Annotated in this window: 13 protein-coding genes; 7 read left to right on the forward strand and 6 right to left on the reverse strand. The window is 68.5% G+C overall.

Annotated features, from left to right (window positions below):
• Nucleotides 1–72: 72 nt before the first annotated feature.
• From galU to AB7E03_RS11170, 4 genes are all read right to left on the reverse strand, one after another.
• Nucleotides 73–1,146 carry a UTP--glucose-1-phosphate uridylyltransferase GalU gene (gene galU / locus AB7E03_RS11155; protein WP_489941474.1) on the reverse strand — a complete coding sequence of 358 codons (1,074 nt, stop codon included), beginning with the start codon at nt 1,144–1,146 and terminating at the stop codon, nt 73–75.
• Between the two features lie 98 nt (nt 1,147–1,244).
• Nucleotides 1,245–2,645 (reverse strand): UDP-glucose dehydrogenase family protein, encoded by a 1,401-nt coding sequence (locus tag AB7E03_RS11160; protein ID WP_489941475.1) that lies wholly within the window; start codon nt 2,643–2,645, stop codon nt 1,245–1,247.
• A 21-nt stretch (nt 2,646–2,666) separates the two neighbouring features.
• Nucleotides 2,667–4,151, reverse strand: coding sequence for a glycoside hydrolase family 26 protein (locus AB7E03_RS11165; protein ID WP_489941476.1), 1,485 nt, complete (start codon nt 4,149–4,151; stop codon nt 2,667–2,669).
• Nucleotides 4,144–5,700, reverse strand: coding sequence for a glycosyltransferase family 2 protein (locus AB7E03_RS11170; protein ID WP_489941477.1), 1,557 nt, complete (start codon nt 5,698–5,700; stop codon nt 4,144–4,146). Before AB7E03_RS11170 ends, AB7E03_RS11165 begins: the two co-directional genes overlap by 8 nt.
• 487 nt (nt 5,701–6,187) lie before the next feature.
• On the opposite strand from AB7E03_RS11170, the gene AB7E03_RS11175 reads away from it, so the two are divergent.
• The 4 genes from AB7E03_RS11175 (at nt 6,188) to AB7E03_RS11190 (ending at nt 8,343) form a co-directional block, all read left to right on the forward strand.
• Nucleotides 6,188–6,649 (forward strand): DUF3060 domain-containing protein, encoded by a 462-nt coding sequence (locus tag AB7E03_RS11175; RefSeq protein WP_489941478.1) that lies wholly within the window; start codon nt 6,188–6,190, stop codon nt 6,647–6,649.
• A gap of 49 nt (nt 6,650–6,698) precedes the next feature.
• Complete coding sequence (locus tag AB7E03_RS11180) at nt 6,699–7,319, forward strand: hypothetical protein (RefSeq protein ID WP_489941479.1); 621 nt, start codon at nt 6,699–6,701, stop codon at nt 7,317–7,319.
• A gap of 33 nt (nt 7,320–7,352) precedes the next feature.
• Nucleotides 7,353–7,592 carry a DUF4190 domain-containing protein gene (locus tag AB7E03_RS11185; RefSeq protein WP_489941480.1) on the forward strand — a complete coding sequence of 80 codons (240 nt, stop codon included), beginning with the start codon at nt 7,353–7,355 and terminating at the stop codon, nt 7,590–7,592.
• A gap of 160 nt (nt 7,593–7,752) precedes the next feature.
• Nucleotides 7,753–8,343 (forward strand): nitroreductase family protein, encoded by a 591-nt coding sequence (locus tag AB7E03_RS11190; RefSeq protein WP_489941481.1) that lies wholly within the window; start codon nt 7,753–7,755, stop codon nt 8,341–8,343.
• Nucleotides 8,344–8,457: 114 nt separating this feature from the next.
• Here AB7E03_RS11190 and AB7E03_RS11195 read toward each other — a convergent pair whose 3' ends face one another.
• Together AB7E03_RS11195 and AB7E03_RS11200 are read right to left on the reverse strand one after the other, a co-directional pair.
• Entirely contained in the window at nt 8,458–9,522 is a 1,065-nt protein-coding gene (locus tag AB7E03_RS11195; protein WP_489941482.1) for a zinc-dependent alcohol dehydrogenase family protein, read from the reverse strand.
• A gap of 75 nt (nt 9,523–9,597) precedes the next feature.
• A complete protein-coding gene (locus tag AB7E03_RS11200; protein WP_489941483.1) occupies nt 9,598–11,751 on the reverse strand; it encodes an ATP-dependent Clp protease ATP-binding subunit in 2,154 nt (717 codons plus the stop codon).
• Between the two features lie 116 nt (nt 11,752–11,867).
• Here AB7E03_RS11200 and AB7E03_RS11205 point away from each other — a divergent pair, with 116 nt between their 5' ends.
• The 3 genes from AB7E03_RS11205 to AB7E03_RS11215 are packed head-to-tail and all read left to right on the forward strand — an operon-like array spanning nt 11,868 to nt 13,808.
• Nucleotides 11,868–12,212, forward strand: a complete 345-nt coding sequence (locus AB7E03_RS11205) for a hypothetical protein (RefSeq protein WP_489941484.1) — start codon at nt 11,868–11,870, stop codon at nt 12,210–12,212.
• 40 nt (nt 12,213–12,252) lie between these two features.
• Nucleotides 12,253–12,876, forward strand: coding sequence for a MerR family transcriptional regulator (locus tag AB7E03_RS11210; protein WP_489941485.1), 624 nt, complete (start codon nt 12,253–12,255; stop codon nt 12,874–12,876).
• On the forward strand, nt 12,873–13,808 hold the full coding sequence (locus AB7E03_RS11215; RefSeq protein ID WP_489941486.1) for a hypothetical protein: 936 nt from the start codon (nt 12,873–12,875) through the stop codon (nt 13,806–13,808). The genes AB7E03_RS11210 and AB7E03_RS11215 overlap by 4 nt, the downstream gene beginning before the upstream one ends.
• Nucleotides 13,809–13,816: the final 8 nt, after the last annotated feature.

A 13,816-nucleotide genomic window follows, 5' to 3' on the forward strand; every position in this document is an offset into this window, starting at 1 on the left:
TCTAGTGGTCCCAACACGCTGTTACGGGGGTCGGAGTAACGGCGTGTCGGGACCACTAGAGCTCGGGGCGGGTCAGGCTCCGGCGGTGGGGAGCAGCTCGCGGGCGGGCGGCTCCGCGAGCGCCGGGGCGGGCTTGGCGGGGGCGGGCTTCGCCGGCTCGGATTTCGCCGGCCTGGACTTCGCCGCGGGGGCGACCGGCTGAGGTGTGACCGTCGGCAGCGCCGGGAACGTCGGGATGGGCGCGGTCTCCGCAGGGCCGGCGGTCGTCGCAAACTCCTTCAGCCAGGGCAGCAGCTCGGGGCCGAGATCCTCCCGGGCGACCGCCATCTGCACGATCGCCTTCAGGTAGTCCAGCCGGTCTCCGGTGTCATAGCGCCGGCCGCGGAAGATCACGCCGTGCACGCCACCCGTCCACGCCGGCGCCGTTGCGAGGCCCTCCAGCGCATCCGTCAGCTGGATCTCGCCGCCCTTGCCCGGCTCCGTCTTCTCCAGGATGTCGAAGATCTCCGGACGCAGCACGTACCGGCCGATCACCGCGTAGTTCGACGGCGCGTTCTCGCGGTTCGGCTTCTCGACGAGGCCGGTGATCCGCACCACGTCGTCATCGTCGGTCTCCACCACCGCTGCGGCACCATACAGGTGGATGGACTCCGGCGGCACTTCCATCAGGGCGACGACCGTGGTGTTGAGCGCGTGCTGCACCTCCAGCATCCTGGCCAGAAGCGGGTCGCGGGCGTCGATGATGTCGTCGCCGAGGAGCACCGCGAACGGCTCGTGCCCGATGTGCATCTTGGCGCGGAGCACTGCGTGGCCGAGACCCTTCGGGTCGCCCTGCCGGACGTAGTGCATGTCGGCGAGCGACGTGGAGTAGCTGACCTTGAGCAGGCGGTCCATGTCGCCCTTCTTGGCGAGCGCGTCCTCCAGCTCGGCGTTGCGGTCGAAGTGGTTCTCGAGCGCGTTCTTGTTGCGGCCGGTGATCAGCAGCACGTCGTGGAGGCCGGAGGTCACCGCCTCCTCGACGACGTACTGGATGGCCGGCTTGTCGACGACGGGCAGCATCTCCTTGGGCATGGCCTTGGTAGCCGGAAGGAACCGGGTCCCGAGCCCTGCCGCCGGGATGACGGCCTTGGTCACATAACTGGTCACGTTCTTCTCCTCTTTTCAGGATGCCGAGGTGCTCGTAGTGGTCGCCGACACGCCGTGCGGGGGCGCAACTACGAGCACCTCGGCGGAGGGGGCTAGGGCTAGCGGACGGCGGCGAGCGCCGCGAGGTCGTCGGCGAGCGGGGCGACCTCGGGCACGGTGCCCATGGCGAGGACGTTCCACCCGGCGCGGTTCCACGTGCCGGCGTCGAGGCAGTTACGGCCATCGATCACGGTGCGGCCGCGGACGATGGCGCCGACCTCGGCCGGGTCGGCCGTGGTGAACTCGTCCCACTCCGTGAGCACGACCGTGAGGTCGGCGCCGGTGAGCGCCTCTTCCATCGAGTCCGCGTAGCCGAGGGTCGGGAAGAGCTTCTGGGCGGTCGCGCGGGCCTGCGGGTCGTAGACCACGACCTGGGCTCCGCGCAGGTGCAGCGCGGCGGCCACGTTCAGCGCCGGCGAGTCACGGACGTCGTCCGTGTGCGGCTTGAACGCTGCGCCCAGCACGCCGATCCTGCGGTTGAGCACCGAGCCGCCGAGCGCCTTCAGCGCCAGGTCGATCACGCGCTGGCGACGGCCCATGTTGATTTCGTCCACCTGCTGGAGCAGGCCGACCGCCGCGTGCGCCCCGAGTTCGTTCGAGCGGTGCATGAGCGCCCGGATGTCCTTCGGGAGGCAGCCGCCGCCGAAGCCGAGTCCTGCATTCAGGAACTGGCGGCCGATGCGCACGTCGTGCCCGAGGGCGTCCGCGAGCAGGGAGACGTCGGCGCCCGCCGCGTCGCACACCTCGGCGATCGCGTTGATGAACGAGATCTTCGTCGCGAGGAAGGCGTTGGCGCTGACCTTCACGAGCTCCGCCGTGGGCAGGTCGGCGACGAGCACCGGGGTGCCCTCGGCGATCGGCTTCTCGTAGATGCGGCGGAGGGTCGCCTCCGCTGCCGGAGAGGTGCCGCCGAAGACCAGACGGTCGGGCGAGAGGGTGTCATCCACCGCCTTGCCCTCGCGCAGGAACTCAGGGTTCCAGACGAGCTCCACGCCGATCCCCTCCGGTGCTGCGTCCGCGATGATCGCACGCAGGTGCGCTCCCGTCCCGACCGGGACGGTGGACTTGCCGACGATCAGGCCGTCGTGGGTGAGGTTCTCGGCGATCCCCCGCGCCGCCGCCTCCACGTAGGAGAGGTTGGCAGCGAACGAGCCGGACTGCTGTGGCGTCCCGACGCAGATGAAGTGCACGTCGGACACGGCCACGGCCTCGGCGAGGTCGGTCGTGAAGGTCAGCCGGCCGGCGGCGACGTTCCGGCGGATGAGCTCCAACAGGCCGGGCTCGAAGAACGGAGCGCGTCCCTCCTTCAGCTCCTCGACCTTGTGCGGGTCGGTGTCGACGCCGACGACGTCGAAGCCGAGTTCGGCCATGGCGGCCGCGTGGGTGGCGCCGAGGTAGCCGGTGCCGATCACGCTGATGCGGGGAGCGGGCTGGTCCTTGGACTTCTTGGGAGCGGTCATGTCGATCGTCCTTTCAGTGGCTCAGTGAGCGGGGGTGAGGGCGAAGTCGTCCTCAGGTCTGGTGATGCCCGCGATGAACGCGGAGAGCGAGTCGGAGCGGGAGTCGATACGCCAGTCGTTGGTGGCGCGTTCACCCCCGACGTAGCTCGTGATGGCGAGGTTGAACCAGCCGAACCCGATGATGTCGGAGTTCTCGGGCCGGCCCAGCGCCTCGAAGAACGACGTGACCCACGCCGCCTTGTGGCCCTCGATCTCGGAGGCGCCGACCTCCGACAGCAGGATGGGCTTGCTTGTGATGTTCCGGAGCATGTCGAGGCTCGGCTTGAAGGTGTAATCGAACGTGTACTGCTGGTCCGCCTTGTACGGCGGGCGCAGGTAGCCGGACAGGCCCACCCAGTCGACGTACGCATCCCCCGGGTAGAGCGAGCGGAGGTACGCCTCCGACCGGAGCGACGGCGACAGCTTGTTGACGATGTTCGGGGACCAGTCCCAGATCACCAGGTTGTTGGCGCCCTCCTGCTGGAAGATGTCGTGGACGTGCTGCCACATCTTCACGTAGTCGCCGGGGTTGTTGCCGTTGATGGTGCCGCCGTTGCCGTCACTCTCCGACCACGGGTACCAGTTGCCGTTCATCTCGTGGTCGAGGCGGATCGCGAGCGGCAGCCCGGTGGCCACGATGTCCTTGGCGTACTGGTGCAGATAGGTGTCGAACTTCCCGCCGATGATGTTCGGGAGGGAGTACTCCGGGGAGTCGACGACGTTGTTGTCGTCGCCGATCGGGCGCGACTCCCAGGTCATCAGCGGCATGCGGCCCTGCTGCCAGGAGCGGGTGACGGCGTTGACGCGGAAGTTCTCATCCCAGCCGCTGAAGTAGCCGACCATGTTGGGCGAGACGCCGATCTTCGCGCTGGTGGCGTCGAGGGTGGCCCAGTTGAACGGAGCCTGCTCGGTGTACATGCCGAAGTAGCGCTTGGACGGGTTGAGCAGCTCGGCGCGGGCCGGCGCGGTGATCGGCGCGGCCGACGACCCGCCGGACGAGCCGGACCCCGAGCCGTGCGTTCCCGACGCGGTCGAGCCGGAGGCGGTCGAGCCGGAGCTCCCCTTCGCTTGAGCTGCGGCGAGCTGCGCCTTGACGCTCGCGAGCTGGCTCTCGGCAGCCACGGCCTTCTGCTGCGCGGTGGCGAGCTGCTTCGCGGTAGCCGCCTGGGAGGCCAGGCTCGCCTTCTGCATCGCCGTGAGCTTGCCCTTCTGGGAGGCGATGGTCTCGGTGGCGCGGTCGAGGTTGCGCTTGAGTTCGGCGTTCTGGGCGGCGAACGGTGTCACAGTCTCGGCGGCCTGGTCGACGGCCTTCCGGAGTGGCGCCCCGGTCGGGGACACCCAGACGTAAGCGGAAATGCCGACGAGCACAGCGGTGAGGAGGATCGCGGCAGCGGCGGTCGCCTGCGAACGGGATTTGGACTGGGACCACCACACGGCGGCCCGGGCGGGGGCGGTCTGGTCAGACAAGGAAGAGAGCCTCCAGGGTCAGGATCGCGATACCGATCAGGTACGGGATGGCGGCGAGCGGGTTGAGCCGACGGCGCGCCTTCTTGGTCTTCTTGGTCGGGGACGGAGTGGATGCGGCAGCCGCCTTGGCTTCGGCCCGCGTGGCCACCTCGGTGCGGGTGGCGAGCTGCGTGCGGGTGGCGAGCGCGGTCGCGGTCGTCATGCCTCCGACGGAGTCCGGCAGGGCGGGACGGGACGGTGCTGCCTCGTCGGCGCTCGACGTGTGCGCGGCGATCTCCGCCTCGGAGCTGATCTCGGCGGGACCGCCGGCGTAGGCACCGGCGCGGGTGCCCCATCCACTCGCGTGAGCCATGCGGAAGAACCCGATCAGCCGGATCGGCATGAGGAAGAACGTCGAGACGATGATGAAGACCGGCAGCCGGAAGAAGTCGCTCGGCTTCTCCGACAGGTGGCGGACTTGCCGGATCGACATGCTGATCACCGACGAGGCGACCATCAGGGCGACGATCGTGAGGATGCCGCCCTCGATCCCGTAGGACTTCAGGAAGCCCTCGTAGAAGTTGTAGCCGCCGCCCGTGATCGAGCGGTACACCCAGCCGCCGATCACCCCGGCGAGCATGAACGGGAGCAGGATGTCCATCACGAAGAAGAAGGCCAGCAGCGGTGCGTGGCCGAGCATCCACGGGAGCATCCGGAAGGTGTTGTACTGGCTGCCGCGCGCCCAGCGGAGCTGCTGCTTGAAGAGCTTCTTCACCTTCAGCGGCGCATCCGTGTAGACCAGGCTCGTGTGCTGGTAGACGGTACGGTAACCCTCCTTGAGGGTGAGGTTCGTCAGCGTGCGGTCGTCGGAGACCTCGAGGAAGACGCCGAGGAACTTCTCGGTCATGAACTTGTCCATGACCCGCATCAGGATCGACCGGCGGAAGGCGATCGTGCGGCCCGGGAGGCAGCCGATCTGCCCGACGACGCTCTGCGCGGGCATCGAGTACAGGGCTCGCGAGTTCTCGAGCCAGTCGGCCCAGCGGGTGATCCAGCTGCGGGTCGGCTCCAGGATGCGCTGCTTCGTCGTCACGCCGCCGACGCGGTCGTCGGCGAACGGCTTGACGAGCTCCGGGAGGGTGCCCTCGGTCCAGATCGTGTCCGAGTCGACCAGCACCGTGATCTCACCGGTGGACATCTTGGTGCCGATCATGACCGCGTTGCGCTTGCCGGGGATGGGCGTGTGCACCCAGCGCACCAGCGGCGCGAACTCCTCGCACACTTCGGCGAGCTCGGGATTGGGGGCGCCGTTGATGACGACGATGATCTCGCCCGGCTTCTGCTCGACCATCCGCCCGAGCACGTCCCGGAACAGGTCGAGGGGTTCGTCCACGACGGGGACGACGACGCTGGTCGTGCCGTGGAACTCGCCGGTGTAGGCGCGGTAGCGGCGGGACATGAGGACTTTGACGATCCAGATGACCCAGATCAGGGCGGAGTAGATGGCGAAGAGGTAGAACTCTGGGTGGCCGCCGAGCATGTGGCGGAGCTGTAACAGGAAGATGAACACGGCGGGACCTCTCACGTTGGGGGTGGGTGGCATCCGCAGCGCTGGGGATCTGGTCGGGTTCGGGTGGTGACAGTTCTACGTGGCATGGGGACGACCCCGCAAGTGGGGGTCGAACGGGTCGCTCCCGCGTGTCGCGTCGTCCCCCGCCGACCCCTGTCCGCAGACACGCGGACAACCGCGGAGAGCCGTGGGCAGGCATCGACTCTCGGCGCGTGCTTGGGAAGATGTGCTGATCGGAAGACAAATCGGAGAAAACTGTCAGCGATCCGCCTCGGGCGTGGCGACGCGCCCGGGATGCCCGAATCATGTACCCCGGTTGAGGGGCAATTCCGAGGCCGGCGAATGTTACGAACTTTTACACGTGCGTCATCTGCCGTTCACGCGGGGCGGCGAATCGGGTCCGGCGGCGCGTCATGATCCTGCGCACGCCGCGTCTTAACACCTGGTGCATCCGTGCATTGACCACCGTCGACAGAAAGGCTTATGCATGCATTTTTGCGGAGCTCTCTGCGGCCTGGGCGCGGCGCTCCTGGCCGCGTCGGTAGCCGCAGCGCTGACCGGGTGCTCCGGCGCACCGGATGCGGCCGCCACCGCAATGGCGGAGGGTCAGGCCGTGGTCACGGTCGGCAGCACGGTCTCCCTGGTGAAAGCGGGGACGGTCGTGAGAGCAGAGAAGAACGCCCAGACCTCTGTCCGTCTGAACACCGCCAAGCTCACGATCCACTGCTCGGGCGACACCGCCCGGCTCACGATCGAGGGCCACGACGGCGACGTGACGGTCGACAACGACTGCGGCACGACCACCGTCCGCGGCACGTCGAACCTCGTCTCCCTCATGAATGTGCAGGCGCTCGCGGTGGGCGGCAGGCGCAACCTCGTCGACTACCTCGGCACGGGCACCTCGACACCGCAGATCGCGGGCGTCGACAACACCATCATCCAGCGGTAGCGGAGGCCGGTTCCCCGGTGCCCCTCCATCGCCAACGAAAGGCAGCATCATGTTCACTCGCACAGCAACCCGCATCGCGGGCCCCCTCCTCGTCGCCACCGTCGCCGTAGGGCTGACCGCCGGCTGCACCGGCGTTCAGGTCAACGGCAAGAACCTGGACTCCGTCGCCAAGAACTCCGCCGAGGTCACGGTCGGCTCCGTGAAGACCACGCTGAAGTCCGGCTCCACGGTGAAAGCCGAGGCAGGCAAGCTCACCAAGATCAAGCTGAAGGACACCACGCTCACCGTCCATTGCGCGGATGCCACCGCCAAGGTCGACCTGTTCGGCGACAAGGGAACCGTCACGTTCGACGCGGACTGCGGGGATGTCGAGCTCGGCGGGACGCACTACACGGCGAAGCTGCGGAACGCCGGCGACCTGAACATCGTCGGCATCAACCTCACGCTGACTGCGGCGAAGGTGAAGAAAGTCGAACTGACCGGTAGCGAGACCAAACTGAGCGCCGCCTCCGCGACCGACCTCGGCATCACCGGCGGGACCAGCACCATCGACCTGGGCGCCGTCCAGACGATCAGCATCGTCGGCGCGGGCAACACCGTCACCTACGGCGGTCAGCTGACGACGCCGGCCGACATCACCGGCGTGGGCAACACGGTCAACAAGAAGTAGCCACTAGCCCACTACCCAGAAAGGCAGGACACCATGTCCAGCACCACCACCTTTCCCGCGAACAGCTGGAACACCGCCGCGGTCGCGGCGTTCATCCTCGCGTGGTTCGTCGCACCGGCGGGTCTCATCGTCGGATTCGTGGCTCTGTCACAGCTGAAGAACATCCCTCAGCGCGGCCGCGCTCTCGCGATCTGGGCGATCGTGATCTCGCTCTTCGAGCTTGCGGCCTGGATCGCCAACGTCACTGTCTGGCGGTTCTTCGGCATGTGGTGACGTAAAAGGAAGGGCCCGTCGGTGCAGCAGTACGCCCGGCGGGCCTTTCCTTTGTCGCGGTGGCGCTCTCGCGGGAATTTTCGACCTTCTTATGTGTTCACATGGATATAGCCAGGCAATGGAGCCAGCGTCTCACTCGATCATCCGCTGAAGGAGCCTCATGTCGATCGCTGAAACCACCACCCGCTCCGCTGACACGTCGGCGCCCCTGCTGCCGGCTCTGGCCGATCGCTGGAGCCCCCGTGCGTTCGACCCCAGCATCGGGATCGACGACCTCACGCTGCGCTCGGCGCTCGAAGCCGCCCGGTGGTCGCCCTCGGCGGCCAACACGCAGCCGTGGCGCTTCATCGTCGCGCGCCGCGGAAGCGAGGCGTTCGACACCATCGTGGAGCGTCTGGCCGGCTTCAACACGGTCTGGGCGGCATCCGCCGCAGTCCTCATCGTGGCCGCCGCCGAGGTCGTCGACGAAGAGGGCAAGGAACTCCGCTGGGCCACCTACGACCTGGGTCAGGCGGTGGCGCACCTCACCATCCAGGCGCACCACGACCGCCTGCACGCCCACCAGATGGGCGGCTTCGACGCCGAGGCGCTGCGCGAGGCGTTCGACCTCGGCGAGCGCTACGTGCCGGTCTCCGTCACCGCGCTCGGAACGCTCGGCGACGCGGAGGCGCTCCCCGAGCCGCTCCGCACCCGCGAGTCCGCGCCGCGCACCCGTCGCCCGCTGGACGAGATCGCGGTCGTCCACGCCTGACGCTCCGCTAACGAAGGAGAATCGGGCCCGAATCTCCTTCGATTGGCAGTACTGAAGGAGATTCGAACGAAAACTGTTCGAATCTCCTTCAGTCGTTGACGGGCCTGCGGACCGTCAGGGGCGCACCAGGGTCTTGATCGCGCGGCGCTCATCCATCGCGGCGTAGGCCTCGGCGATGTCCGTCAGCGGCACCTCCAGGTCGAAGACCCGGCCGGGCTCGATCGCGCCGGACCACACATCCTGCAGCAGGTCCTCGACGTAGTTGCGAACCGGGGCGACGCCGCCGTTCACGCCGATGTTGCTCTGGAACAGGGGCCGGACGGGGAGCTCCGGGCCGCCGTTCGGCACACCGACGTACCCGACCATGCCGCCCGGGCGAGCGGACCGGATCGCCTGGTCCATCGACTCCTTGGTGCCGACGGCTTCGAGCACGCAGTCGGCGCCGATCCCGTCGAGCAGTTCCTTGACGGCGGCCACGCCCGCATCCCCGCGCTCGGCGACGATGTCGGTGGCACCGAACTCGCGGGCGAGCGCCTGCCGGGTTTCGTGGCGCGACATCGCGACGATGCGCGACGCGCCCAGCCGCGCCGAGGCGAGCACCGCGCAGAGGCCGACCGCGCCGTCACCGACGACGACCACGGTGCTGCCCTGGGTCACCCCGGCCGAGACGGCGGCGTGGTGCCCGGTGCCCATCACATCCGACAGCGTCAGCAGGCTCGGGATGAGCTCCGCACGCGGGTACTCGGGCGTCGCCACGAGCGACCCGTCGGCGTGCGGCACGCGGACGAACTCGCCCTGACCGCCGTCGGCGAAGCCGCCGATGCGGTCGTCCGCACCCCACCAGCCGCCGTGCAGGCACGACGTGCTGACGCCGTTGCGGCAGTTCACGCAGGTCATGTCGCAGTCGTAGAACGGCGCGATGACGAAGTCGCCGGGCTTGATGGTGGTGACGTTGGCACCGACCTCCTCGACAACGCCGACGAACTCGTGGCCGATCCGGCGCGGCTCGTTCGTCGGAGTCACTCCCCGGTACGGCCACAGATCGCTGCCGCAGACGCAGGCGGCGACCACGCGGACGATGGCATCGAGACCATCAGAGCCGGAGCCGGTGTAGAGGGTGGGGGTGGGGACGTCTTCGAGGCGCACATCGCGCTCTCCGTGGATGACAGCAGCACGCATGATCCGAGCCTACGCGCACGAAGGGCGCCCTCCGTCACGGAGGGCGCCCTTCGCCGTACTGCCGTCAGTCGCGCGTCAGTCGCGCACGGGCTCCACGGTGAGGTGGTCGGCCTCGCGATCGAGGTCGACGCGCACCAGGTCGCCGTCGCGCACCTCCCCGGCGAGCAGCTCGGTCGCCAGCCGGTCCTCGATCTCGCGCTGCATGAGCCGGCGCAGCGGCCGGGCGCCGTAGATCGGGTCGTACCCGCGCTCCGCGAGCCACGCCCGCGCATCCGGGGTGACCGCCAGCTCCAGCCGCCGCTCGGTGAGCCGCTGCATCAACCGGTCGATGCCCAGCTCGACGATCTCGCCCAGTTCCTCCTGGGTCAGCGTCGAGAAGACGACGATGTCATCCAGCCGGTTCACGAACTCCGGCTTGAACGCCTGTCGCACCTGCTGCAGCACCGCCTCCTCGCGCTCGGTCGGGTTCAGCGTCGGGTCGACGAGGAACTGGCTGCCGAGGTTCGAGGTGAGGATGAGGATCGCGTTGCGGAAGTCGACCGTCCGGCCCTGGCCGTCGGTCAGGCGTCCGTCGTCGAGCACCTGCAGCAGCACGTCGAACACCTCCGGGTGCGCCTTCTCGACCTCGTCGAGGAGGATCACCGAGTACGGACGCCGGCGCACGGCCTCGGTCAGCTGGCCGCCCTGCTCGTAGCCGACGTAGCCGGGAGGCGCACCGACCAGACGCGAGACGGAGAACTTCTCGCCGTACTCGCTCATGTCGATGCGCACCATGGCCTTCTCGTCGTCGAACAGGAACCCGGCGAGGGCCTTCGCGAGCTCCGTCTTGCCGACACCGGTCGGGCCGAGGAACAGGAACGAGCCCGTCGGGCGACCGGGGTCGGAGATGCCCGCCCGGGTGCGGCGGACCGCATCCGACACCGCCTGCACGGCCTTCTTCTGGCCGATGATGCGGCGCCCGAGCTCCTGCTCGAGGTGCAGCAGCTTCTCGGTCTCGCCCTGGGTGAGGCGGTCGACGGGGATGCCCGTCCACGCCGCCACCACCGCGGCGATGTCGTCGGCCGTGACCTGCTCGTTGACCATGCGCGGGTGCGTGGTCTCGGCCTGCTCGGCCTCCGCCAGCTCCCGCTCGATGCCCGGAATGGTCTCGTACTCGATCCGGGACGCCTCCTGGTACCGGCCGTCGCGCAGTGCGAGGTCGCGCCGGGTCTTGGCCTCCTCCAGCTGCGAGCGCAGCGCGCCGACGCGGTTCAGCGACGCCTTCTCGGCACGCCACCGCTCCTGCAGCTCTTCGAGGGTGCTCTCCTGTTCGTGCAGCCGCTGGCGCAGCTCTTCGAGGCGCTGCTTGCTGGCCTCGTCCTTCTCCTTCTTGAGGGCGAACTCCTCCAGCTTCATCCGCTCGACCTGGCGCTGCAGTGTGTCGATCTCGACCGGCGCGGAGTCGATCTCCATCTTGAGGCGCGAGGCGGCTTCGTCGATCAGGTCGATGGCCTTGTCCGGAAGCTGACGCGCGGTGATGTAGCGGTTCGAGAGGGATGCCGCGGCGACCAGCGCCGAGTCCTCGATGGTCACGCCGTGGTGCGCCTCGTAGCGGCCCTTGAGCCCACGGAGGATCGCCACGGTGTCCTCGACCGACGGCTCGCCGACGTAGACCTGCTGGAAGCGGCGCTCGAGGGCCGCATCCTTCTCGATGAATTCGCGGTACTCGTTGAGCGTGGTCGCACCGATCAGGCGCAGCTCTCCACGCGCGAGCATGGGCTTCAGCATGTTGGAGGCCGCCACCGAACCTTCGCCGCCGCCTGCCCCCATCAGGATGTGGAGCTCGTCCACGAAGGTGATGATCTGGCCTTCGGCGTCGTTGATCTCCTTGAGGACGGCCTTCAGCCGTTCCTCGAACTGGCCCCGGTACATGGCGCCGGCGACCAGGGCGGACAGGTCGAGGGCGACCAGCTGCTTCCCCTTGAGGGAGTCGGCCACGTCCCCCGCGACGATGCGCTGGGCGAGGCCTTCGACGACAGCCGTCTTGCCGACGCCGGGCTCGCCGATGAGCACGGGGTTGTTCTTGGTACGACGGGTCAGCACCTGGCTGACGCGCCGGATCTCGGCATCCCGCCCGATGACCGGGTCGAGCTTGCCGCTCTTGGCGATCTCCGTGAGGTTCACGCCGTATTGTTCGAGAGCGCTCTTCGCCTCCTCCTGCGTGGAGGGTGCGCCCTGCATGTTCGCCATGTGGTTCCCTTCCCATTTCTCTGTGGGCAAACTTGAGTCTACTAGGCTCAACTTTGAAAAGGGAGAGGGAATTCCCGGATCCTCGGCAGAATTCGTGGACGCGGTAGCCTGTGGCCATGGTGGATCCGGCCGACGTGCGCGTGGTGCTCATGGACAGCCAGACAGCCGCGACGCTCGCCCAGGTGCTTCCGCTGCTGCTGCTGACCCTGATGGTCGAGCTGCGCCGCGTGGAGGTGCACCGGCGCGGCCGGAACGTGCGCACGACTCGCGTGCTGCTCGGCCTGTTCTTCATCGCGTTCGGCGTGGTCGAGACAGTGTTCGTCCTCTCGATCGACGGTGAGCTCATCCCGTTCAGCTGGAGTGACCTGATCGGGGCGCTCAGCATCTTCGCCCTGCTCGCGCTGCTGTTCATCCTCTCGCTGTTGGACTCGCCATCGAGGCGCGGGCACGAGAAGATGTAGGCACTGGTAGCGGCACTACCGGTAGTGCTACTATCACCGCGTGCTCATCACTGAACTCGCCGAACGCTCCGACACCCCGACCGCCACGATCAAGTACTACGTGCGCGAAGGGCTGCTGCCCGCGGGCGAGCGCGTCGGAGGCAACCGGACGTTGTACGGCGAGGAGCACGAGCGCCGGCTGCGGCTGATCCGGGCGATGCTAGAGATCGGCAAGCTGTCGATCGCGTCCGTCAAGAATGTGCTCGACGCGCTCGACGAGCCAGGAGCGCCGATCGCGCACACCTTCGACGTCGCGCAGCAGGCGCTCTCCCGGTCCGCCGTTCCTCTCGCGGACCCGACCGTCGCATCCCTCGAACGCGTGGATGCGGTCGCCGCCCGAGCCGGATGGACCGGCTGCGAGGACAACGTCGGTCGCGAGATCGCGGCACGGGTCGTGGACGCCTTCGCCAACTCGGGCTTCCCGCTCCCCGACGACTACCTCGACCGCTACGCGGCCGCTGCGCGCATCCACGCGGAGGCGGACCTCGGTGCCGTCGCGGTGCTCCCGGACCCCTCCCGGATGACCGAGCTCATGGTGATCGGCACCGTGCTCGGCGACTCCCTCGCGCTCGGCCTGCGGCGCATGGCGCAGGCCGTCGTCACCGAAGAAAGAAGAAGCTCATGAAGACCGTCTTCGCCTGGCACCGTCCGCTGATGACGGTGGCCGCCCTCATGCTCGTCAGCACGATCGTCTGCCTCGTCGGTCTGGTGGTCGACCCGCGACAGGTCACCGGACTCGACGTCTGGGCCAAACCGCTCAAGTTCTCCCTGTCGATCCTGCTCTACAGCGTCACCTGGGCGTGGCTGATCGCGCACCTCCCCCGCTGGCGTCGCGTGGCGCACGCCGCAGGAACGGTGGTCGCCGTCGCCCTCATCGTGGAGCAGGTGCTCATCGTCGGCGCCGCTGCGGCCGGAACGACGAGTCACTTCAACGTGTCCACGCCCGCTGCGAGCGCGATCTGGGGCGTCATGGCGGTATCCATCACGACGCTCTACGTGTGCACTTTCCTCACGACGTTCGCCGTGTTCTTCCTCCGCCTCGGCACGCGCTCGACGACGCTCGCCGTCCGGGCGGGCGCGGTCATCGCACTCGTCGGGATGGGGCTCGCGTACCTGATGACCGGACCGACGGCCGCGCAGCTGGCCGACTTCCGCGGCATCGCCGGCGCGCACACGGTCGGCCTGGCCGACGGCGGACCGGGCCTGCCGGTCCTCGGCTGGAGCACGGTCGGAGGCGACCTGCGCATCCCTCACTTCATCGGGATGCACGCCCTGCAGCTCCTGCCGCTGTTCGCAGTGCTGCTGGGGTGGCTGGGGCGCCACTGGCGTCCGCTCGCCGACGACCGGGTGCGCACGCGTCTCGTCGTGATCGCCACCGCCGCGTACGCCGCGGTCGTCGGGCTCGTCACCGCGCAAGCGCTGGCCGGTCAGTCGATCGTGCGGCCCGACGGTATGTTCCTCGCGGCCGGGTGGACGATCGCGGTCGCCGCCCTCGTGGCGGCAGCTCTCGCCCTGAGCATCCGTCCACGCTCCCGCGCTGCCCTCGTCCCCGCCTGACCCGCGGG

The organism is Leifsonia sp. RCC_180 (genome assembly GCF_058138205.1).

Bases quoted from the DNA above. Each gene is read 5' to 3' on its own strand.
- AB7E03_RS11215 (WP_489941486.1), top strand. From the start codon at position 12,873: ATGAAGACCGTCTTCGCCTGGCACCGTCCGCTGATGACGGTGGCCGCC.
- AB7E03_RS11175 (WP_489941478.1), top strand. From the start codon at position 6,188: ATGCATTTTTGCGGAGCTCTCTGCGGCCTGGGCGCGGCGCTCCTGGCC.
- AB7E03_RS11195 (WP_489941482.1), bottom strand. From the start codon at position 9,522: ATGCGTGCTGCTGTCATCCACGGAGAGCGCGATGTGCGCCTCGAAGAC.
- AB7E03_RS11190 (WP_489941481.1), top strand. From the start codon at position 7,753: ATGTCGATCGCTGAAACCACCACCCGCTCCGCTGACACGTCGGCGCCC.
- AB7E03_RS11200 (WP_489941483.1), bottom strand. From the start codon at position 11,751: ATGGCGAACATGCAGGGCGCACCCTCCACGCAGGAGGAGGCGAAGAGC.
- AB7E03_RS11160 (WP_489941475.1), bottom strand. From the start codon at position 2,645: ATGACCGCTCCCAAGAAGTCCAAGGACCAGCCCGCTCCCCGCATCAGC.
- AB7E03_RS11205 (WP_489941484.1), top strand. From the start codon at position 11,868: ATGGTGGATCCGGCCGACGTGCGCGTGGTGCTCATGGACAGCCAGACA.
- AB7E03_RS11185 (WP_489941480.1), top strand. From the start codon at position 7,353: ATGTCCAGCACCACCACCTTTCCCGCGAACAGCTGGAACACCGCCGCG.
- AB7E03_RS11180 (WP_489941479.1), top strand. From the start codon at position 6,699: ATGTTCACTCGCACAGCAACCCGCATCGCGGGCCCCCTCCTCGTCGCC.